Origin of the sequence: Janthinobacterium sp. LS2A, from assembly GCF_036543145.1 — a bacterium.
Taxonomy (GTDB): domain Bacteria; phylum Pseudomonadota; class Gammaproteobacteria; order Burkholderiales; family Burkholderiaceae_D; genus Janthinobacterium; species Janthinobacterium aestuarii.
This window is the reverse complement of record NZ_JAZHPB010000001.1, coordinates 907,093-927,675: the sequence shown is the minus strand read 5'-3', so window position 1 is coordinate 927,675 and position 20,583 is coordinate 907,093. Positions and strand designations below refer to the sequence as shown.

The window sequence follows — 20,583 nt, the reverse complement described above, 5'->3', positions numbered from 1 at the left end:
TCTGACATGCTGCGTGGCGGCGCACGTCGGCTTACGCCCGTTGGGCTAAGCCGACCTACGATTGGATGGGGGTAGCCCCACGCGGGAAAAGACCGTGCGCCGGGCAGGGTTTTAGGGGCGGTAATAGGGCAGTCACCCCCGACGTGGCATCAAATATGCTAAGTTGCGTCTGCAAATCCTGCCGACACCGACCCGGACGCCCATGCCACCCGACCTCCTCATCCTCGCTCCCAGCCCTTCGGCTGCCGTCAACGCGCAGTTGGAACAGCACTACACCTGTCATCACGCCTGGCAAGTGCCGGCGGACGAACGTCACGCCTGGCTGGCCGAGCGCGCGCCGTCTATTCGCGCCGTCGTCACGACGGGCGCGCTGGGCTTGAATGCCACCGACATGGGCTTGCTGCCCGCGCTGGAAATCGTCGCCGTCAATGGCGTGGGTCTCGATGGCGTGGCGCTTGACGTGGCGCGCGAACGGGGCATCGCCGTCACCACCACGCCGAACGTGCTGACGGACGACGTGGCCGACGTGGCGTTGGCCCTGCTGCTGGCCAGCGCGCGGCACATCGTGGCGCTCGACCGCTTCGTGCGCGACGGCGGCTGGGAGCGCCGCGAGGCCATCGCCCCCGCATCTAGCCTGCGCGGCAAGACGGCCGGCATCTTCGGTTTCGGCCAGATCGGCCAGGCCATCGCGCTGCGTCTGGCCGCTTTCGGCGTCCATGTGCGCTACTTCCAGCCGCGCGCCATTGCCGATACTACCGTGCCGCGCGCGGAATCGCTGCTGGCCCTGGCGCAGGAAAGCGATTATCTGATCGTTTGCGCGCCGGGCACGCCCGCCACGCGCAAGATCGTCGACCGTACCATTCTCGACGCGCTCGGCCCGCAAGGCACCCTGATCAATATCGCCCGTGGCGCGCTCATCGACGAAGACGCGCTGATCGCCGCCTTGCAGGATGGTCACCTGGGCGCGGCCGGTCTCGACGTGTTTGCCGACGAGCCGCGCGTACCGACCGCCTTGCGCGCCTTGCCCAATGTCGTGCTGACGCCGCACGTGGGCAGCCTGACCGTGGAAACGCGGCACGCCATGGGCCAGCTGGTCGTCGATAACCTGGCCGCGCACTTCGCCGGCTTGCCCTTGTTGACACCCGTAAAGCCATAAAGTCCAGGATCAACCGTTTTAATCAAGCATGAATGAAAGAGTAGCTATGGAATTAAGAAAATCGCTGTTGCGCACGCGCGGCGGGCTGGACAGCGGCAAGGTGGGCATGATCGAGCTGTTCTTCGACCTCGTGTTCGTGTTTGCCGTCACGCAACTGTCGCACGGCTTGCTGGCCCACCTGAGCGCCATGGGCTGGCTGCAGACGGGTCTGCTGCTGATGGCCGTCTGGTGGGTATGGATCTTCACGTCGTGGATCACCAACTGGCTCGACCCCGAACGCATTCCCGTGCGCATCAGCCTGTTTGCGCTGATGCTGGGCGGCCTGATCATGTCGGCCTCGATCCCCGAAGCGTTCGGCACACGGGGCCTGGCCTTTGCCGGCGCTTACGTCGCCATGCAGGTGGGCCGGCCCCTGTTTGCCTGGTGGGCCGTGCGCCATGAAGCGCTGTCGCGCCGCCGCAATTTCCAGCGCATCGCCCTGTGGGCCGTGCTGTCCGGCATCTTCTGGATCGCCGGCGGCATGGCGTCGCCCGAACAGCGCATCTTCTGGTGGATGCTGGCACTGGCGATCGACCTGGCCGGCCCCTGGATGCAGTTCGGCCTGCCGGGCCTGGGCCGCTCGACGACGGCCGACTGGGACGTCGACGGCAGCCACATGGCCGAACGCTGCGGCCTGTTCGTCATCATCGCCCTCGGTGAATCGTTGCTGGTGACGGGCGCCACGTTCGCGGGCCTGGAATGGACGGCCGCCAACTGGCTGGGCTTCATGTCGGCCCTGGTCGGCAGCATCGCCATGTGGTGGATTTATTTCGACACGGGCGCCGAGGCGGGCCACCACCGCATCGCCCACTCGAAAGACCCGGGCCGCATCGCCCGCAAGGCCTACACGTATATCCACGTGCTGATCGTGGGCGGCGTGATCGTCAGCGCCGTGGCCGATGAACTGGCCCTCGTGCATCCGGACGAAGCGAGCTTCGCCGGCATCAGCGCCTTGCTGGGCGGCCCGATCCTGTATTTGCTGGGCAATGCGCTGTTCAAATGGGTCAGCAGCGAGCGCGCCGCGCCGCCGCTGTCGCATCTGCTGGGGATTTTGATCATCCTGGCGCTGATCCCGATGGCCTACGGCCGCCTGTATTCGCCGTTGACCCTGGCCTGCATCACCAGCTGCGTGCTGGTGTTGGTGGCCGTGTGGGAACATATGGCGCTGCGCCGTCCGCCACCGGAGATCGATCCCTGATGCTTGCTTAGCCGGGCGGCGCGATGCCGTCCGGATCGCTGCGCGTATCGAGCTGCAGCTGCAGGAACGCCAGGTCCAGCCAGGCGCCGAACTTGGTACCCACCTGGCGCATCAATCCCACTTCCTCGAAGCCCAGCTGTTTGTGCAGGGCGATCGAGCCGGCATTGCCCGCCTCGATGCCCGCCACCATCACGTGCTTGCCCAGGCCGCGCGCCCGCGCGATCAATTCCACCATCAAGGCCTTGCCGACGCCGGCGCCCCGGCGATCAGCGCGCACGTACACGGAATGCTCGACCGTATGCCGGAAACCCTCGAACGGGCGCCAGTCGCCGAACGAGGCGTAGCCGGCGACATTTTCCTCTGCATCGATGGCGACGAGCACGGGGTAGCCGGCCCGCTGGCGGTCAGCCAGCCAGGCGGCGCGGTTGGCCGCATCGACCGTGCGTTCATTCCAGATGGCCAGGGTATTGCTGACGGCATCGTTGTAGATGGCCAGTATGGCCTCGATATCGCCCGCATGGGCATCGCGTATCTGCATGTTGCTCTCCTCGTCAAGCGTCTACTATAATGGATAAATCATAGATTGCCGCTCACCGCTTGTCCAATAAAATCCGAATGGAAGCCGATACATGTCCACTAAACCAGACGAATTGAATCAGCGCATCGGCGCCAGGGTGCGCCTCGAGCGGGAAAACCTGGGCTGGTCGCTGACGGACCTGGCGGCCCGCTCGGGCGTGTCGCGCGCGATGGTGCATAAGGTGGAGCGGGGTGATTGCAGCCCCACGGCCACCTTGCTGGCGCGGCTGTCGGGCGCCTTCGACTTGAGCATGTCCGAGCTGATCGCGCGCGCCGAGATGTGCGCAGGGCGCTTGCTGCGCAAGGCGGACCAGCCCGTGTGGATCGACCCGCAGAGCGGCTATCTGCGGCGGCACGTGTCGCCCGCGTCCGACATGCCGCTCGACCTCGTGCATATTACCTTGCCGCCGGGCGCCGTGGTGGCCATGCCGGCCGCCGCCTATGTATCGCGGAGACAACTCATATGGTCGCTCAGCGGCAGCCTCGTCTTCATCGAAGGGGACACGCGTCACGTTCTGGACGAGGGCGATTGCCTGGAGCTGGGTCCGCCCGCCGACTGCGTGTTCCGCAATGAAACGGCCACAGCGTGCACCTACGTCGTGGCGGTGTTGAAGAATAGTTAAGCTTAAACCGGCGCTACAGCGCTACTGCGCGCAACTGGGCAATGAAGGCACGCGCGGCGGGCGCCTGTTCGTGGCGGCGGAAGGCCACGGCGATTTCCGAGCTGATCTGCGGCCCTGCCAGCTCGCGGAACACCACGCCCGGCAATTGCACGCTGGCCATCACGGAGTGGGGCACGATGGCGCAACCGACGCCCAGCGACACTTCCGTCAGCACGGCCACCAGGCTGCCCGGGCGCGACACCACCTGCGCCGCAAAGCCGCCGCGCTGGCTCACTTCCAACGTTCCCAATTCCTGTTCCGGCACGATGAACGCCTGCTGCGCCAGCGCGGCCGGCGCCGCCGCATCAAACGAAGCCAGCGGGCTGTCCGCCTGCACGGCCAGCACGAAGCGGTCGCGCAGCAAGACCACGCTGTCCAGTCCGTCCGGCAGGTGCAGGGGCGGGCGCACGAACGCCAGGTCGACCCGGCCCTGGTCCAGCAAGCCGGGCAGGGTATCCATTGCATACTCGCGCGCGCCGATGTGGATGCCGGGATGGCTGGCGCGAAAGCGGGCAAACTGGTCCTGCAGCACGCCGGAGTAGGCGGCCGACGCCACGTAGCCGATTTCCAGCCGCCCCAGTTCGCCCCGTCCCGCCCGCCGCGCCACTTCCTGCGCCTGCGCCAGCTGCCCCAGCGCGCGCGTGGCCTCGATGACAAACAATTCTCCGGCGGCCGTCAGGGACACGGCGCGCTTGCTGCGCTGGAACAAGCGCGTACCCAGCAGCTGCTCCGTTTCCTGCACCTGCTTGGTCAGCGCGGGCGGAGAAATACCGAGTTCCGCGGCGGCCCGCGCGAAGTGCAGGCTGTGCGCGACGGCCAGCACGCAGCGGAAATGCCGCAGTTCCATCTCTTTATCTGTATTCACCATGGGTAAATTATAAGGTGGCTGTCTTATAACAGGAAATAATACAAGCGTGCTTACAATCGGGGCATGAAGAATACCAACTGGACCTTATATACGTGCTCGGGCGTGTGCGCGCTGATCATGCTCGACACCAACGTCGTGGCCGTCTCCCTGCCGTCGATCGCCCGTTCGCTCAACGCCAGCTTCGTCGACGTGGAATGGGTGGTCAGCGCCTACATGCTGGCGTTCGCCTCATTTTTGCTGCCCGCCGGCAGCATCGCCGACCGCCTGGGCCGGCGCAGGGTCATGCTGTATGGCCTGGCCGTATTCGCGCTGGCGTCGCTACTGTGCGGCCTGGCGTGGACGCCGTTCGTGCTCAACGTGGCGCGCGCCGTCAAGGGGCTCGGCGCCGCGCTGTTGCTGACGTCCGCGCTGGCCGTCATCGGCCACACCTTCCATGCGGAAAAGGAGCGGGCGCGCGCCTGGTCCGTATGGGGCGCGGCCATGGGCGTGGCCATGACGGTGGCGCCCTTGCTGGGCGGCCTGATCACGAGCGCCATCAACTGGCGCTGGATTTTCTATTTGAACCTGCCCGTCGTCGCCATGTTGATGTGGCTCGTAGGCAAGCACGTGGACGAGTCGAAGGATGCGTCCAACGCCAGTTTCGACCCGCTCGGCGCGGCATTCTTCTCCGCCGGCCTGTTCGCCATCATCTGGGGCTTGATCGACGCCAGCGTGGCGGGCTGGACCAGCCGCGCCACCGTGCTGCGTTTTGTGGCCGGTGCGGCCCTGCTGGTCGTGTTCGTGCTGGTGGAACGGCGCCAGCGCGCACCCATGGTCGATCTGTCGCTGTTTGGCCGCCGCGTGTTCGTCGGCGCCGTGCTGGGCATGTTCGGCTATGCGATCGCCGCGCAGGTGATGATGACCTTCCTGCCGCTGTACTTGCAGAACGCCTTCGGCTTTTCCGCCGTGCTGGCCGGCTGCGCCATGCTGCCGTTTGCCGTCGCCATGGTGGTGCTGTCCCGTCTGGCGCCGCACGCCATGCGCCATCTGGACGACCGCGGCATTCTGGTGACGGGCTTGTTGATCGTCGCTGTCGGCAACGTGGCCACGGCGCTGGCCGCCGCCAGCCTGCAGTACGGCTGGGTGGCGGCGGGCATGATCGTCACGGGCGCGGGCGCGGGATTGCTCAACGGCACCACGCAAAAAGCCATCCTTGCCTGCATCCCCAGAGAACGCACGGGCATGGGCTCGGGCATCAGCACGACGACGCGCTTTGTCGGCATCGTGCTGGCCGTCGGTGCGCTGGGCGCCGTGCTGGCCATGCGCACGGCCGCTTCGTTCGACAAGCTGGCGTGGCTGCACGGCTTGAAGGCCTCGCCCGAAATGATAGGACGCATCGTCGCCGGCAACGCGGCCGACGCTTTCGGCCAGCTACCGCCCGCGATGCAGGCCGTGGCGCAGGAAGCGGCGCGCCACGCCTTCATCGACGGCTTTGCCAGCGTGCTGTACCTGGCGGGCGGACTGGCAGCAGTCGTGGCGGTGCTCGTATTCGTGCTGGCGCGGCCGCTGGAAAAAGTGTAACTGTTCAGCAATATCCGCGTGCGCAGCCTGCACGTGTAATATGATGCCAGCGAGCAATACATAGCAATCATATAACTACCGCAGGTAATCACATGCGCAGAAAACGGATCATCATTACCAGCGTGCTGGTGGCAGTCATCGGCGTGGCCGCCCCCCTGAGCCTGGCCTTCTACTTGTCGTCCGTGCGCGCCAAGCAGGGCGAGCAGGAACGCCTGCGCCTGCTGGCCGGCTATGCGCTCGAGCGCGCCCACCGTTCGATCGCTTCGGCCAGCATGGCCTTGCGCAGCGCCGATGCGCTGGACCTGGCGCCGTGTTCGGAAGCGCATGTCCAGCAATTGCGCCGCATCACCATCACCACGCGCAGCATCGACGATATCGGCTATGTCGAAAATGGCTTGCTCAAATGCACGTCGAACGGCATGGAGGAAGCGCGCATCGCCGTCACGCCCGCCGACTTTACCCTCGACAATGGCATGGGCCTCGATTTCAACCTGCGCCCCGTCGTCAGCGGCGGCAAGCGCATGGTGGGCTTGTCCTACCGCGCCTATAAGGTGCTGATCGATCCCGTGCGCTTTTCCGACGTCATCGTCGACAACGACATCCAGATGGCCGTCGCCATCGGCAAGGGCGGCGTGCTCGACACCTTGCACCATCCGGACCCGGCACTGGTCAAGACCCTGCTCGCCGGCAAAGGGGGGACGGACACGCTGGCGCGCGAGGACAGCATCCATGCGATGCTGTACCGCGATGGCTTGACGGCCGTCATGATCGAGCCGCGCAGCAAGCTCAGCGAGAGGCTGCGCCGCGAACAGCTGCTGCTCTTGCCGCTGGGCCTGCTGATGGCCGCCTTCATCGTCGGTATCGTCGTGTGGCTGTCGCGCCGCCGGCTGTCGCTGCGCGGTGAACTGGAAACGGCCGTCGAGCGGCGTGAATTCTTTGTCCACTATCAGCCGATCATCGCGCTCGATACGGGCGTGTGCGTGGGCGCCGAGGCGCTGATACGCTGGCGCCGTCCCGACGGCAGCATGATACGGCCCGACCTGTTCATCCCCGTGGCCGAAGAAGCCGAACTGATCCTGCCCATCACGGACCAGGTCATCGCTTGCGTGATCGCCGACATGCGCGCCGCGCTGCTGGCCGACCGCGAGCTGCATATCGCCATCAACCTGTGCGCCAGTGACATTGAAACGGGCCGGGTGCTCGACGTGCTGGAACGCGCGCTGGCCGGCACGGGCATCGAGGCGCAGCAGATCTGGCTGGAAGCAACCGAGCGGGGCTTCATCAACGTGGAAGCGGCCCGCGCCACCATCGAAAAGGCCAGGGCACGGGGCCATGCCGTGGCCATCGACGACTTCGGCACCGGTTATTCCAGCCTGTCGAGCCTGCAAAACCTGCCGCTCGACGCCTTGAAAATCGATAAATCCTTCGTCGACACCATCGGCACGGACGCGGCCACCAGCAGCGTCACGCCGCACATCATCGCCATGGCCCGCACCTTGAACATGCTGATCGTGGCCGAAGGCATCGAAACGCAGCAGCAAGCCGATTATCTGCTGGAACGCAAGGTAGAATTCGGCCAGGGCTGGCTGTTTGCGAAGGCGCTGCCGGCCGCGGAATTCCTCACCTTTTACCGGGCGCGCCGCGCCCCGTCGTCCACATGAAACAGCCACGCTTTCCCTATCCCTTGCAGCCGCTGCGCGTCCCCGGCGGCTGGCATATCACCGTCAACACCCTGTTCGAAGTGGAGCCTGGCCCCGATACCATGGAATGGTTCAGCAGCGCATTGTTGCTATGGGGCAGCTGCCGCGACACCGGCTACTGCTTCAATTCGCATTTTGAACCGGAAGACGATCCGCAGGGCGAATTCGTGCTGGAGATGGGCAAGGTGGCATACGACCGCCATGGCAAGATTGTCCAGGGCAGCGACGCCTTCCTCGGCGAGTTTCGCACACGCAGCAAGGCGGCGTTTGTCGCCCGGGTCGAGCAATTCATGCAGGACCCGGCAGCTTGATTTTTACGGCTTGCGCGGCAAGACGACGTCCTGTCCGCCTTGCTTGAGCACGGCGCTGGCGATCTTGCCCGCCGCATCGCGTGTAAATGCCAGTTCCGCCTCGATGGCGCGGAAGAAAAACTGGTCCTTGGCGCTGGCAAACAAGGGGGCTGACCCAACGCCCGTGCCGGCCGCTTCCAGGCCGTTCTTGCCCAAGGTCACCGTCAACGTGAATTCCGCGCCCAGCGGATACTCGCCCACGTACTCGGCCAATGCTGTGCGCGGCAGCTCGATGGCGGCCTGCGGCTTTTTCAGCGGCGGCAACGGTGTGCCGGGCAGCAAGGCGGACAAGCCCAGCGCATCGACCTCGCGCACCGTGTTGGTCAGCACTATCACGCCCCGCTTGCCGTCCGTCGTGAACGCCGCATAGCTGGCGTAGCCGCCCGTCTGGCCGTTGTGCCAGGCGTAGGTTTGCCCCTGTTGCTGTTCCAGCAGCCAGGCCAGGCCGATTTTCGAGCCGCTGTCGGGCGCCAGCGGACGCTGCGGCTGGATCGCCAGCGCGTACGGGCGCAGCGGCTTGAACATATACGCTTGCAAGTAGGAAATCATGTCACGCGCGCTCGAATACACGCCGCCGGCCGGCGCCACCACGTTCATATCCAAAGCCGGCGTCGGTTCGCCCGACAGCAAATGGCCGGGCGCCAGGCGCGCCAGCATGCCGTGCGTGGGCTTGTTCGAAGTGGAACGCATGCCCAGCGGCACGGCGATGCGCTTTTGCAGCTGCGCTTCAAAGCTGGTACCGGCCTGTGCCGCCAGGGCCGTGCCCAGCACGGCGTAGCCGATATTGGAGTATTCAAGTTTCGTGCCCGGCGCATACGGCAGATGATAGGCGGCGAGAAACTGCCGCTGTTTGGCTTCCGTGTAGTCGGCATACGGATTGGCCGGGTTCTTGGGCGCGAAGTTGTCGGGCAGGCGCGGCAGTGAGGAGTAGTGCGTGGCCAGGTCGAGCAGGCTGATCGTCTTGCCCTCGAACGCAGGCACCGTATAGCCGGGCAATAATGCCGCGACCGGCTCATCGAGTTTGACCTTGTTTTGGACGACGGCGTCGGCCAGCAGCAAGCCCGTCATGGTCTTGGTGACGGAACCGATCTGGTAGACGGTATCGGCGCCCGGCTTGATGTTCTTGCCGGCGTGTACGCTGCCAAAGCCGTACACAGCGCTGTCCTTGCCATCGATGATGGCGATGACGATGCTCGCGTGCATGCCCGTGCGCGTGAGTTCCTCGGCGCGCTGGCGCACGGCATCGTCCAGTACGGGGGCGGCCAGCGCGGCGCTGCCGAGCAGGCAAAGGGGGAGAAAAGTAAATGCGGGTGTCATGGGAACCTTGTCCTGGGTGGGCCGGATGCACGCCAGCGCCTCGATAGGGTATCTGGCATGTCAAGTGAAGGATACGGCGCCAACATGAAGGTTGCCTGAGTTTTATGACATGCTTATCGGCTTGGCAATGCTTGTGCCTGCTCAATTGTCAGCCGCCGGCGCTTCCAGAAAATCCGCCAGCTGCGCGCGCATGCCGTCGGCCATGTCTTGCAGCAATTCGCCGCGCCGCCGCGCATCGGCGCGCTTTTTCGATGGCACACCGGCCAGGTCTGGCGCACGGTAGGGCGCGCAGGGCAAGTGATAATTGCCGTCGCGCATACGCAAGGCGTGCAACTCTTGCCACGCCAGGTCGTAGTCGGCGGCGATATGGCGCCGGCGCCGCGCATTCAGGGCGATGCGGTTGTCATTGCTGATCAAGAACAGGTTATTGCAGGCAAAAAAGTCGCCGAAATCACGCAAGGCCGTCACCATCAGGTTTTTCGGACGGCAACCATGCAGCGCCCGCGTGGCTTCCTTGACGGCCAGCTTACCCGCTTCCGAGCGCAAGCCTTGCAGCGCGCCCAGCTGCAGCGAGACACCATCGGCCCGCGGCACGAACAAAAAGCTGGCCAGGTACAGGGGCTGTCCGTCGCGCGTCAGGCGCAGGCACAGTTCGCCTTCGCGGTAGCTGTCGTGGATGGCCGTCAGCTGCAAGCGGTACAGCGCCGCGTCCTTGCCTTGGAATGCGGCCAGCACCACGGGCGCGTGCGCGGCCCGTTCGACCAGGGGGCGCGCGCCCGCTTGCCACAGGAAACGGTAATGTCCTTCCAGCAAGGCCAGGCGATCCGCGCAACCGAGCTGGCGCGAGGCGTAAGGACGGTAAATCTTGAAGCGCAGGCAAGGATGCAGCTGCGCCAGCGAGTGCAGGCCCGGCATGCTGCCCAGGAAAGCGTGCCAGCGCGAGCGCTGGCGGGGAAAGAAGAGGGCGCCCAGCGCCGCTTTCAGGCGGTGGCCGCTGGCCAGGTGCGGCACGGCGGCGCCGTGGCGCAGGGTTAACGCGATGTCATTCATGGTTCTGCCGGTAAAGGGCAGGCGCTGCACAATGAGAGCCTTGCCAACATGAATGCTACGTGGGCCAGGTGAAGTTCATATTAAGAAGCTATCCCATGGGTATTTAGAGGATGGCAACTAAACATTTGCCTTATGGCAATATAGACGGTTATGCTCGCCGCACCTTGACTCGATGACTGACGCCTCTCATGAACCACCGCCATTTGCTTGCCATTCCCGTATTGCTTGCGACACTGGGCGTCCACGCGCAAGACCGCACGGCCGATCCTTTGGCGCCCTTGGCGCAATGCATCAACCGCAGCCAGTTCCAGTTCAGGACGCAGGACCGGCTGCCAGCCGGTGCGACCACGCGCATCGTCAAGATGGTGGCGGGGGATAGGCAGATATCGACGGCCGATGGCTATCGGCTGATGCTGTTCCGCAAGAGCAGCTTGCCTTTCGTGAATCTGAAGATCGAACGCAGCGCCGAAGGCCAGTTCGCGGCCGACCGCGAGACCATCGTGGCGCAGATGCGGGAAATGGCCGCCAGGGGCAAGCTGCCGCAGCAACTGCCGCTGGAAACGGACACGCGCGATGGCGTGGAAGTGCTAGGATTGAATAACGCCAGTATCGCGCAAGCGCAAGGCATCATCAGTTTGTATACACTGCTGCACGCCGCCAGCGGCACGGTCGCCACCGCCTACATACTGAACCAGCCGGCCGATCCGCGCGACTTTGCGACGGATGCGCAATACCAGGCGCTGCGCGCACAATTGATTGCCTCGCTTGCCAGCTGCATGGCCGATCCTGCGCAGTAAGGCAAGCGGGCAGGGAAGGAAATGTCAGCCATGAAAAAAACAGTACCGGGCACGGCGCCCGATAATGACGCCGAAAACGCCGAGCCCGCCGCCAGCCAGATCGACGCGAAGATCGCCTCGCTGGCGGACTGGCGCGGCAAAACCCTGGCCGCCGTGCGGGCGCTGATCCGCCAGGCGGACCCGGACGTGGTCGAGGAAGTCAAATGGCGCGGCGTGCCCGTCTGGTCGCACGCGGGCATGATCTGCACGGGCGAAACCTACAAATCGGCCGTGAAACTCACCTTCGCCAAGGGCGCCGCCTTGCCCGATCCGGCCGGCCTGTTCAATGCCAGCCTGGACGGCAACACGCGCCGGGCCATCGATATCCACGAAGACGAGCATCTCGATGCCGCGGCGTTCAAGGCGCTGATACGCGCCGCCGTGGCCGCAAATACGGCGCCAAAACCAAAACGGACTTCTACTTGAGACATTATCTGTACCTCTGGCACGACCCGGCCGAGCGCATGCTGGTCGCTTCCGGCATCGAATTCAAGGATTGTATTGCTGCCCTCGGCGAAGCGGACGGCATCGTGCTGCGCAAGGGCAGCGCCGGCACAATCAAAAAGCCTGCCGCCTTTCATATCTTGGCGCCGCAACAACTGCCGGCCCTGGCGCTCGAAGACATGTACGCGCCAGGCAGCCACGCCTGGGCCGATTGGCAAGGCGCGCCGCCGGCCTCCGGCGATGCGGCCGTGGCCGAGATGCTCGATCACCGTGCCGCATTGGCGCCGCTGCCCGCCCTGCAGGGCCGCTTTCTTGCCTTTGCCCACGACGACGGCTGGTATCTGAAACTGTTTTATGGGGAATGGGACGATGTGGCGGCCTTGCTCGCCAGCACCATCCCGCCAGCCCTGGGCACGCTCGATCTGGCGGCACTGCAGCAGGGAGGTGACGGCTACTGGTTGCAGGACGGCACAGTCCAGGTAGAACTGAAAACCCACGATATCGACAGCGTGCTGAATCGCCGCCTGTAAGGAATGGATAGTGCGCCAGCCATGTGCCTGATTCGTCCTTTCTCCAGCGCGGACACGCAGTCCTGCACCGCCATCCTGGCCCTGGCCGGGCGCGACGCCTTCGGCCCTGTCGTCGGCAGCGCTACTTTCACGGCGGCGACGCAAGGCGAAGCCATCCTCGTTGCCGAGCGCGGCGGCATCGTCACCGGTTTTGCCGCCGTGTACACGGGCGATGCCCCCGACTATTTCCTGCACCACCTGTATGTGCACCCGGTGCACAGTGGCTCGGGCATCGGCGGGCAACTGCTGGCCGCCGTCGTGGCGCGCTTCGGTCCCCGCCTGAGCCTGAAAACGCAGCTGAGCAATACGGGCGCGCGGCGCTTTTATGCGCGCGCGGGCTGGGTCGAAGATGCGGCAGACAGCGGCGTGGACGCCATCGGCGCGTGGATACGGGTCCGCTACCGGCAGTAAAGCGTCAGATTCAGCGAGGCGCGCAAGGCAGCCATATAGACAGGTTCAAACATCACGCTTCTCCTTGCTATCCGAAAGCAGGGCCAGGCGCGCCGCCATGCCGGCATTCTCGCGCAGCAAGCCATCGCGTTCCTGCGCCAGGCTTTCCGCCTTCAGTTGCGACGCTTGCGCATTTTCCGCCAGCATGTCGAGCTGCCGGTCTTGCGCGGCCAGCGCTACTTTGGCGTCGTTCAGCGCCAGCAAGGCCGTATCGAGCTTGGCCAGCAGGGCGTCGGCCGACGCGGCCGCCTGCAAGTACTGGAATTCGAACTGATCGCGTTCGGGACGCACGGTAGCCAGCGCTGCGCGGTCGGCGGCCGCTTCATCAGCCAGGCGCGTGTGCTCCGCCTGCAGCTGTGCCAGCCGCATGTCTTGCTGCACCAAGGTCGCTTGCTGGCCTTGCAGGCGCTGCTGCAGCTGGGCGTTCTCCTGCTCCAGGCGGCTCTCGCGCTGCTGGGCCTGGGCCCGTTCCTCGCTGCGCTGCGCGGCCGCCGCTTCCTGGTAATGGTCGAACTGCGAGCGCACTTGCGCCAGCTGGCGGTTCAGGGCCGCGATTTCCTCGCCCCGGTCGGCCAGGCGCTGCGTCAGGCCAGCATTGTCGCTGTGCAGAGTGGCCAGGGTGACGGCGCGAAAATGGTGCTCTTCCTTCAGCTGTGCCAGCGCGTGCTGCGTGGCGCGCAATTCCTGGGTGAGGGCCGCGCGCGCTTCCGTCAGTTTCAACCGCTCCGTTTCCGTCTTTTTCAATTTTTCCAGCGCCGCGTCGAGTTCGGCGCGGTTCTGCTGCATGCCCGTTTCCAGCTGCTGCGCCACGTCGCGCTGCTGCTTGTCATAGACGCCGCGCATCGCTTCCATCAACTCGGCAGGCAAGCCCGCTTCCGTTTTCACGGCGCCCGCGCCCTGGAACTCTTCCTTCCAACGCTTGAGCAAGGGCGCGATGGTGCTCTTGCTGCCCGTGCTGCCCAGCGCTTCGCGCACGCTGTCGACCGTGGGATTACGCCCATCGGCAGCGACGATTTGGGCTGCCTTCATAACATCAGAGTACAAAATGCCGGTGCGGGCCATAAAACCACCTATGAGCGAAATTTAGTAACGTATTACATGATACGTAATATCTAATAATATTACGATATAAATTTTCGTGATTCTCAAAAAATATAAGTCACGATAAGATCGCTTATCGCGTGTTACGCGGGTGCTTTGCATGCTATTCTGCGTATCTCCCAGTACAAAACCGCGATTTCGCCGCCGCCATGCCCGATTTGCCCCTCTCGAAACGCCGTGCCGCTGTGCCAAAAAGCACCGCCATCGCTCCTGCGCCATTACACGGCGCCCTGATCGATGCCGAGCTGGCCGCGCGCCACCAGGCGTTTCTCGCCGCCGCCACGTCCGATAACACGCGCCGCACCTACCGTTCCGCCATCCGCCACTTCCAGACTTGGGGCGGGGCGCTGCCCGCCGACGAGTCCACCGTCATCCGCTACCTGATGGCCCATGCGGACAGCCTGAACGCCCGTACCCTGGCCCTGCGCCTGACGGCCCTGTCGCAATGGCATGTGTACCAGGGCTTTGCCGACCCCGCGTCCACGCCCACCGTGCGCAAAACCCTGGCCGGCATCGCCCGCCTGCACGGCAAGCCAAAAAAGAAGGCCAAGGCCCTGCCGCTGGAGGATCTGGAAGCGATCGTCGCCAAGCTGGCCGCGCTGGGCACCAACAAGGCCTTGCGCGACAGCGCCTTGCTGCAGCTGGGATTTTTTGGCGGTTTCCGCCGCAGCGAACTGGTGGGATTGACCGTGGAAGACGTGCGCTGGGAGCCGCAGGGCATGGTGATCACCTTGCCCCGCTCGAAAACGGACCAACTGGGGGAGGGCATCGTCAAGGCGATTCCGTTCGGCGACGGCGTCTGCTGCCCGGCCACGGCCTTGCGCACGTGGCTGGCCGCGGCGCACATCCGCACGGGGCCGCTCTTGCGCACGGTGAACCAGTGGGGACACGTGGGCGCGAAGGGACTGCACGCGAGCAGCATCAATACGATCTTGGAAGCTTGCGCCAGGCTGGCGGCGCTCGACTACGTGCCGGAACTATCGAGCCACAGCCTGCGCCGCGGCATGGCCACCAGCGCGCACCGGGCCGGCGCCGATTTCCAGGCCATCAAGCGCCAGGGCGGCTGGCGCCACGACGGCACCGTGCATGGCTATATAGAAGAGGCGGGCCGCTTCGAGGAAAATGCGGCCGGGAGTTTGTTGAAGGGGAAGAAGAAGGCGGCGGGCTGAGGGTGCGCGCCAACGCGTCCGGCTGAATGACTGGCTGCGCTTACTCCGGCAACTCCGCGATCAGCAGAAGATCGAAATATTGCTCGCGGAGCTTGGCGAGCCGCGCCATCTGCGGCGGAACAGGACGCATCTGCAAAGCTTCTCGCATGTATTCGAGACGAGACTCCGCATCGTCATGGTGTTCTTCGTCGGGTTCTGTAAAGTAACCGATTGCTTCTTCCTCTTGATATACCAACTGCTCCAGGGAGTACCAGCCGACGTAGTAGCCCAAATTAAAGAATTCCTCAAAGGACTCGGCGATCACTACGTTGTTTTCGTCCGCGCTTGGCAGAGTCATTACGATCGGTAAAGTTCCGTTAGCGGATACAAAGTCTTTGAGATAACTGTAATGGACACCGTCCCCGCCTGTGCTTGCAAAGGTAACGACGTTAGCAGGGGTGCACCAGTATTGCTGTTCCATTTGAGGCGTTTCCAGGATAAGGCCACAAGGCTCGAAGACCATATCGGCGGAAGTTTCAAACTGAATTGCGGCGGCCTCAGCGACTTGATGCAGTTTTTCAAGCTGAACGGGTAGTTTCATTTTTTTAGACCCAACGTGTTCTACATTACAAAACGACGAGCTAACGCGCCTGCGATATAACATCTCATGCTGTCGATTCAGGGACACAGCATGGTTTAGTGTATGGCATTGTTACTTCTTTGGCAAGTAAGAGATATGGATACAGCTTTGTGAGGTATTTCAAGGCAGCGGCTTGATGAAATGAATGCGCTCCCTGGCCGTGTCGCCAAAGTGCTCCACCAGCCGGATCTGGTATCCATTGCGGATCAGCAAGCGCAGCATGGCGGGATAGCGGTTCATCGATTTCACCGTGATGGCCGAAAAGCCGCCCTCCGCAGCCCGGCGCTCCTGAAATTCCAGCAGGCGTTGCGCCAACCCAGCCTTGCGGTGCGCGGGCAGCACGCCGCCGAGCCAACTGTAGAAAGAATCGTCCTCGGCCGCATACCCCAGCTTGCATCCGACGGGCTGGCCGTCCGCTTCCGCGATCAGGATCAGGGCGCCGGCGGGCAGCCGCTCCTGCAGCTGCCCCAGGCTGTGCCGCTGGTCGAACTCGGGTATCGCCTGCAGCACGTGCCAGGCTTCCTCGATGGTGCCGGGCCGTATCATGCGGCCGCTTGTTCCCGGGGGCGGATGATCATGCAGGTGGCCGTCGCGTGCGCGTACACTTTGCCGGCTTCGTCGCGGATCGTGCCTTCGGAAATGACCAGGTTGCGTCCCGCATTGATGACTTTGCCTTCGGCGTAGACCGTCACGTTGAAGGGCAGGGGACGGCACATCTTGATGTTCAGGTCCGTCGTGCCGTAGCTTTCGCCGGCCGGCAAGACCGTGTGAGTGGCGCAACCCGTGACGGTGTCGAGCACGGTGGCCGCGAAACCGCCGTGCACGCCGCCCATGGGATTGGTGTGCGTTTCATTTGCCGTCGCCGTGAAAATGACACGGCCATGCTCGACAGTATGCGCATCCATGGGCATGGTCTTGGAAATGCCGGGCCGGGGAAACAGGCCTTGCGCGAAAGCTTGCATCAGTTGCAAGCCGGTCATGTCGTTCGGGTGCATGGGTAACTCCTGTGGTGGTGATGTGGGGATGGGTCAGACGTCCTGCGCAAAACGCAGGCGCGAGGCGTGCAGAAGGAAGCGGGCGACGACGGCCAGTTCTTCCTCGCTGAAACCTTGCTTCAGTTGTTCATTCAGGCTGTCGAGCAGGGGCAGGGCGGCGGCCAGCACTTCGCCGCCCCTGGGCGACATGTGCAAGGTGCCGGCGCGCGCATCGAGCGCCGACTGGCCGCGCACGATCAGGCCGTTTTCTTCCATGCGCGCCACCAGCCCCGTGACGGCCGAGTTTTTCAGCTGCAGTGCCCGCCCCAGGTCCTTCAATTGGCAGCCTTCCTCGCCCTTCAGGGCAAACAGGGCGACCACTTGCGTGCCGGAAAAACCCAGTTCGCTGGTGAAGACGGCATCGGCCGAGCGGAACAGATTCTGGCGCGCCAGGTTGAGCAGATTGAACAGCCGCGGCGAACGCTCGCCCAGCGGGCAGGCTACGGCATCGGGGGTGTCTGAGGTAGGGGAGGTATTGATACGCATGCGAAGTATACTACTACGTATGCGTAATAAATCAAGCGTCTATTGTCAGTCGCGCTGGTGGCGCCCGATATAGCGTGCGCGGGGACGTATCAAGGCCGCGCTGGTGGCTTGCTCGTTGGCATGCGCGATCCAGCCAGCCGAGCGGGCCAGCGCAAACACGCTCAATGCTGCGCCCTTGGGCCAGCCGAATGCCAATTCCATGGCCGCCAGCGCCAGGTCGGCATTTGGCTTCGCATCGAGCAGCTCACCCGCCGTGATGCAGATGGACAGGATGGCGGCCAGTTGTGGGGACTTGTGCGACAGCGCCGACAGGCGGTCCAGCAGATACGCGGCACGCGGGTCGCCTTGCGGATACAGCGGATGGCCAAAGCCGGTAAATTCCGGCGCGATGGTCGCGTAGAAACTGCCGATGGCAGCTTTGTCGTCCGGCGCGGCCAGCGCCTGTGCCAACATGCGCCGCGCCGCCGCGCTGCCGCCGCCGTGCCTGTCGCCGGACAAGGCAGCCAACCCGGCCCCCAGCGCGGCTGGCAGGCTGGCGCCCGTCGAGGCGATGCAGCGCACGGCAAAGGTCGACGCATTCAACTCATGGTCGGCCAGCAGCACGAGGGCCGCGCGCAGCAATTCAGTCTGGTCCGTGTCGGCCTGCCACGCCTGGGCCAGCTGCCGGTGCAGCGGCAAGGCGGACGGCGCCGTCTGCAGCAGGGCGGCGGCCAGGATGCGCATCAAGGCGGGGCCGGACTGCAGCATGTCAGCAGGCGCAGGCAGGGACGACAGCATGGCCATGGCCAGCATGGCGCGCGCCAGCGGCGGCGCATCTGGCACGCTGGCCAGCCCCTGTGGCAGGGCCGGCGCATCTTGCTGGAAATAGTCGCCCGCCCCGTCGTCCCACAGCAGGCTGGCGGCCGCTTCCAAGGTCGCGTGCTGCGCCAGCGATGTCGCAGCGCAGCCCCGATACAGCAGCCGTCCATCGAGAATGTGGGAAATCTGCGTCTCCAGCACGGGCAAGCCCCAGTGCATGGCGGCCACGGCTGTCTGACCGCCGCGCTTGGCGTCATTCTTGCGGGCCGCCAGGCGCAGCACGTCTTCCTGCGGATAGCGCTTGCGGCGCGAATCTCCATTGCTGACGGAAGCCAGCAAGCCCCGGCTCACGTAGGAATACAGGGTGGGCAGGCTGACGCCCAGCAGGTGCGCCGCGTCGAGGGCGGATAAGTCGTTTTTCATGGCGGCGATTGTATCTGTATATTGATTCGTGGAATCAAGATTGACGGGCCGCGTGGCGCTTCACTAGACTCATGCCTTTGCAGGAGTCCCCATGAGTACACACACGATACGCACCCTGCGCCTTGATGACGCCGCGCCCTTGCTGGCCTTCGAACTCGCCAACCGGGCCTGGTTCGAGCGCCATATCGACCGGCGTCCGGACGCTTTTTACAGCATCGAAGGCGTCCAGGCGCACCTCGCGCAATTCCTTGACGAGCACGCACAGGGGCGCATGCACCCCTGCGTCATCGTCGACGAGCGCGGCGAGCTGATCGGCCGCGCCAACCTCAAGGATATCGACGGGCAGGCGCAGACGGCCGAAGTCGGCTACCGCATCGGCGAGCATCAGGCGGGCAAGGGCTTGGCCACGGCCGCGCTGCGCTACCTGATCACCCTGGCGCGCGACGAATGGCGGCTGGCCAGCCTGTGTGCCTATGCCATCAATGGCAATGCAGCGTCGATCCGCGTGCTGGAACGCTGCGGTTTCGTGCAGGGAATGGCCGTGCCCGATATTGCGATCGTGGCAGGCAAGGTCGTCGATGGCCATGCCTATGCACTGGATTTGCGGGCGGCTGGGGTAGACTCTGCCCTGTGATAAATAAACAAAGTTGGCAGATATGAATCATGAGAGCCCGAAACGCGTCGTCGTCATTGGCGCCGGTATCGTCGGCGCGTCGCTCGCCTACCACCTGGCCAGCAAGGGTGAAAAAGTCACCGTTGTCGAGGCGGCTGGCATCGCGTCCGGCGTGACGGGCACCTCGTTTGCGTGGATTAACACGTCCTGCGCCGGGCCAGACCCCATTGCGGCCCTGCGCGGTGGCGCCATCGCGGCCTGGCGCCAGCTGGAAACGCAGGTGCCCGGATTGAAAGTGCGCTGGCATGGCGCCTTGTCATACGGCACGCAGGATGGGCGGGTGTCGCCCGTATCCATATTGCTGGACCGCTCGCGCATCGTCCAGCTTGAACCGCATCTGCGGCAGCCGCCGGAACAGGCGCTGTACGAACCGGGGCAGGGCGCGGTCGACGCCGTTGCCGCCACACACGCCATGCTGGCAGCGGCCCAGGCGCTGGGCGCGACCGTCCGCACGCACACGCCTGTGCTGGGCTTTGCCGTCCGGGACGCGAAGGTGACGGGCGTGGAAACGGCCGCGGGCGTCATTGAGACCGATATGGTTGTGCTGGCGGCAGGCACAGCGACTGCCGCACTGGCTGAGATGCTGGGCGCCAATCTACCCATTCACGCCTCGCCCGCGATTTTCATGCGGTACCAAGCGCCACCCGGCCTGGTGCGCGGCATCATTTCCAGTCATGCAATGGAAGTGCGGCAAGACGAAGACGGAACCATGCTGGCGGCGGAAGACTATGTGGACGAGGCGCCGGAAAACCAGCCCGCCGCCATGGCGCAGCGCACGGCCAGCGCGATCCGCGATGAACTGGAAGGAGCCGACGCCATCGCGCCGGCATTCGCCTGCATCGGCCTGCGTCCCATGCCCTTTGACGGCGTGCCCATCATCGGCTACTTGCCGCAGGTGGGTGGCGTGTACGTGTGCGCCATGCATCCGGGCGTCGTGCTGGCGGCCATCGTGGGGCAGCTTGCCAGCGAGGAAATCGTCACTGGCAAGCCCGCGTCAGCCCTGGAGGCTTGCCGGCCCGCGCGCTTCCTGGCGTGCTGATTCCTGGGGCACAGGCGCCACGAACACGGGCAGGACGAACGGCACTTGCTCCTGCTCATCGCCATCCTCTGACGGGGCCTGCATATAATGTTCGTTGCGCCAGTCCCCGTTCACCACGCGATCGGCGATCAGCGCCAGATCCTGCGTTTCGTGCAACTCGCAGCGAAACGGCAACCGCCCATGCGAGCGCGACACCAGGCTGAAGCGCAACTGCCGGCATTGCGCATCGTGCCAGCAATAGAACAGCATGTCCTCGCCTTTGACTGCGCTGCGGCGCGCCGCGATCACCTCACCAATGAACTCGACGATATCGGCCGCATGGATCTGCGGCGTTTCCTCGTCCGTGGGCGAAAAGCTCCACATATTGTTTATCGCTTCGTGATTGATATCGTCGGGGTTAATGAGCACTTCATCATCTTGCGCCATTTCCAGCCATGCATTGAATGTCTTGCATTTCATCATGTCA

The 20,583-nt window shown here is 64.4% G+C and carries 23 protein-coding genes and 1 pseudogene; 13 read left to right on the top strand and 11 right to left on the bottom strand.

Annotated features, from left to right (window positions below):
* The first annotated feature begins 202 nt into the window (after window positions 1-202).
* Both V3C40_RS04330 and V3C40_RS04325 read left to right on the top strand, forming a co-directional pair.
* The gene (locus V3C40_RS04330; RefSeq protein ID WP_331776640.1) at window positions 203-1,156 is read left to right on the top strand and encodes a 2-hydroxyacid dehydrogenase; all 954 of its coding nucleotides are present in this window, start codon (window positions 203-205) and stop codon (window positions 1,154-1,156) included.
* A gap of 46 nt (window positions 1,157-1,202) precedes the next feature.
* Window positions 1,203-2,393 (top strand): low temperature requirement protein A, encoded by a 1,191-nt coding sequence (locus tag V3C40_RS04325; RefSeq protein ID WP_331776639.1) that lies wholly within the window; start codon window positions 1,203-1,205, stop codon window positions 2,391-2,393.
* Between the two features lie 7 nt (window positions 2,394-2,400).
* On the opposite strand, the gene V3C40_RS04320 is transcribed toward V3C40_RS04325, so the two are convergent.
* A complete protein-coding gene (locus V3C40_RS04320; RefSeq protein ID WP_070301721.1) occupies window positions 2,401-2,931 on the bottom strand; it encodes a GNAT family N-acetyltransferase in 531 nt (176 codons plus the stop codon).
* 91 nt (window positions 2,932-3,022) lie between these two features.
* Here V3C40_RS04320 and V3C40_RS04315 point away from each other — a divergent pair, with 91 nt between their 5' ends.
* Window positions 3,023-3,592, top strand: a complete 570-nt coding sequence (locus tag V3C40_RS04315; RefSeq protein ID WP_331776638.1) for a helix-turn-helix domain-containing protein — start codon at window positions 3,023-3,025, stop codon at window positions 3,590-3,592.
* Window positions 3,593-3,605: 13 nt separating this feature from the next.
* On the opposite strand, the gene V3C40_RS04310 is transcribed toward V3C40_RS04315, so the two are convergent.
* The gene (locus V3C40_RS04310) at window positions 3,606-4,499 is read right to left on the bottom strand and encodes a LysR family transcriptional regulator (RefSeq protein ID WP_331776637.1); all 894 of its coding nucleotides are present in this window, start codon (window positions 4,497-4,499) and stop codon (window positions 3,606-3,608) included.
* 60 nt (window positions 4,500-4,559) lie between these two features.
* Between V3C40_RS04310 and V3C40_RS04305 the strand changes: the two are divergent.
* From V3C40_RS04305 to V3C40_RS04295, 3 genes and pseudogenes are all read left to right on the top strand, one after another.
* Window positions 4,560-6,059: pseudogene (locus tag V3C40_RS04305) on the top strand (MFS transporter); the annotation flags it as partial.
* Window positions 6,060-6,151: 92 nt separating this feature from the next.
* Window positions 6,152-7,720, top strand: a complete 1,569-nt coding sequence (locus tag V3C40_RS04300) for an EAL domain-containing protein (RefSeq protein ID WP_331776636.1) — start codon at window positions 6,152-6,154, stop codon at window positions 7,718-7,720.
* Window positions 7,717-8,070, top strand: coding sequence for a hypothetical protein (locus V3C40_RS04295; protein ID WP_139248270.1), 354 nt, complete (start codon window positions 7,717-7,719; stop codon window positions 8,068-8,070). The genes V3C40_RS04300 and V3C40_RS04295 overlap by 4 nt, the downstream gene beginning before the upstream one ends.
* Window positions 8,071-8,073: 3 nt before the next feature.
* Here the strand turns inward: V3C40_RS04295 and V3C40_RS04290 are convergent, their stop codons facing one another.
* Both V3C40_RS04290 and V3C40_RS04285 read right to left on the bottom strand, forming a co-directional pair.
* A complete protein-coding gene (locus V3C40_RS04290) occupies window positions 8,074-9,426 on the bottom strand; it encodes a serine hydrolase (RefSeq protein WP_331776635.1) in 1,353 nt (450 codons plus the stop codon).
* A 141-nt stretch (window positions 9,427-9,567) separates the two neighbouring features.
* The gene (locus V3C40_RS04285; protein WP_331776634.1) at window positions 9,568-10,476 is read right to left on the bottom strand and encodes a VirK/YbjX family protein; all 909 of its coding nucleotides are present in this window, start codon (window positions 10,474-10,476) and stop codon (window positions 9,568-9,570) included.
* Window positions 10,477-10,664: 188 nt separating this feature from the next.
* Here V3C40_RS04285 and V3C40_RS04280 point away from each other — a divergent pair, with 188 nt between their 5' ends.
* From V3C40_RS04280 to V3C40_RS04265, 4 genes are read left to right on the top strand one after another with little or no spacing between them, the layout of a single operon-like run.
* Window positions 10,665-11,273, top strand: a complete 609-nt coding sequence (locus tag V3C40_RS04280; RefSeq protein WP_331776633.1) for a hypothetical protein — start codon at window positions 10,665-10,667, stop codon at window positions 11,271-11,273.
* A gap of 30 nt (window positions 11,274-11,303) precedes the next feature.
* On the top strand, window positions 11,304-11,738 hold the full coding sequence (locus V3C40_RS04275; RefSeq protein ID WP_331776632.1) for a DUF1801 domain-containing protein: 435 nt from the start codon (window positions 11,304-11,306) through the stop codon (window positions 11,736-11,738).
* Complete coding sequence (locus V3C40_RS04270) at window positions 11,735-12,286, top strand: hypothetical protein (RefSeq protein WP_331776631.1); 552 nt, start codon at window positions 11,735-11,737, stop codon at window positions 12,284-12,286. The genes V3C40_RS04275 and V3C40_RS04270 overlap by 4 nt, the downstream gene beginning before the upstream one ends.
* A 21-nt stretch (window positions 12,287-12,307) precedes the next feature.
* Entirely contained in the window at window positions 12,308-12,736 is a 429-nt protein-coding gene (locus V3C40_RS04265; RefSeq protein ID WP_331776630.1) for a GNAT family N-acetyltransferase, read from the top strand.
* A 45-nt stretch (window positions 12,737-12,781) separates the two neighbouring features.
* Here V3C40_RS04265 and V3C40_RS04260 read toward each other — a convergent pair whose 3' ends face one another.
* Window positions 12,782-13,804: a DNA-binding protein gene (locus tag V3C40_RS04260; protein WP_331776629.1), complete on the bottom strand. Its 1,023-nt coding sequence runs from the start codon at window positions 13,802-13,804 to the stop codon at window positions 12,782-12,784.
* Between the two features lie 257 nt (window positions 13,805-14,061).
* Here V3C40_RS04260 and V3C40_RS04255 point away from each other — a divergent pair, with 257 nt between their 5' ends.
* Window positions 14,062-15,045: a tyrosine-type recombinase/integrase gene (locus V3C40_RS04255; protein ID WP_331776628.1), complete on the top strand. Its 984-nt coding sequence runs from the start codon at window positions 14,062-14,064 to the stop codon at window positions 15,043-15,045.
* A gap of 40 nt (window positions 15,046-15,085) precedes the next feature.
* Here the strand turns inward: V3C40_RS04255 and V3C40_RS04250 are convergent, their stop codons facing one another.
* From V3C40_RS04250 to V3C40_RS04230, 5 genes are all read right to left on the bottom strand, one after another.
* Complete coding sequence (locus V3C40_RS04250) at window positions 15,086-15,625, bottom strand: hypothetical protein (protein ID WP_331776627.1); 540 nt, start codon at window positions 15,623-15,625, stop codon at window positions 15,086-15,088.
* A gap of 159 nt (window positions 15,626-15,784) precedes the next feature.
* Window positions 15,785-16,210 (bottom strand): GNAT family N-acetyltransferase, encoded by a 426-nt coding sequence (locus tag V3C40_RS04245; protein WP_331776626.1) that lies wholly within the window; start codon window positions 16,208-16,210, stop codon window positions 15,785-15,787.
* On the bottom strand, window positions 16,207-16,659 hold the full coding sequence (locus V3C40_RS04240) for a PaaI family thioesterase (protein WP_034748275.1): 453 nt from the start codon (window positions 16,657-16,659) through the stop codon (window positions 16,207-16,209). The genes V3C40_RS04245 and V3C40_RS04240 overlap by 4 nt, the downstream gene beginning before the upstream one ends.
* A gap of 33 nt (window positions 16,660-16,692) precedes the next feature.
* Complete coding sequence (locus tag V3C40_RS04235; RefSeq protein WP_081368033.1) at window positions 16,693-17,184, bottom strand: MarR family winged helix-turn-helix transcriptional regulator; 492 nt, start codon at window positions 17,182-17,184, stop codon at window positions 16,693-16,695.
* Between the two features lie 45 nt (window positions 17,185-17,229).
* Entirely contained in the window at window positions 17,230-18,405 is a 1,176-nt protein-coding gene (locus tag V3C40_RS04230; protein WP_331776625.1) for a citrate synthase family protein, read from the bottom strand.
* A gap of 91 nt (window positions 18,406-18,496) precedes the next feature.
* Between V3C40_RS04230 and V3C40_RS04225 the strand changes: the two genes are divergently transcribed.
* Together V3C40_RS04225 and V3C40_RS04220 are read left to right on the top strand one after the other, a co-directional pair.
* Window positions 18,497-19,039: a GNAT family N-acetyltransferase gene (locus V3C40_RS04225; protein ID WP_331776624.1), complete on the top strand. Its 543-nt coding sequence runs from the start codon at window positions 18,497-18,499 to the stop codon at window positions 19,037-19,039.
* Between the two features lie 22 nt (window positions 19,040-19,061).
* Complete coding sequence (locus V3C40_RS04220) at window positions 19,062-20,117, top strand: NAD(P)/FAD-dependent oxidoreductase (RefSeq protein WP_331776623.1); 1,056 nt, start codon at window positions 19,062-19,064, stop codon at window positions 20,115-20,117.
* Here the strand turns inward: V3C40_RS04220 and V3C40_RS04215 are convergent.
* Window positions 20,073-20,579: a hypothetical protein gene (locus V3C40_RS04215; RefSeq protein ID WP_331776622.1), complete on the bottom strand. Its 507-nt coding sequence runs from the start codon at window positions 20,577-20,579 to the stop codon at window positions 20,073-20,075. The two genes, V3C40_RS04220 and V3C40_RS04215, sit on opposite strands and share 45 nt — an antisense overlap.
* Window positions 20,580-20,583 lie beyond the last annotated feature (4 nt).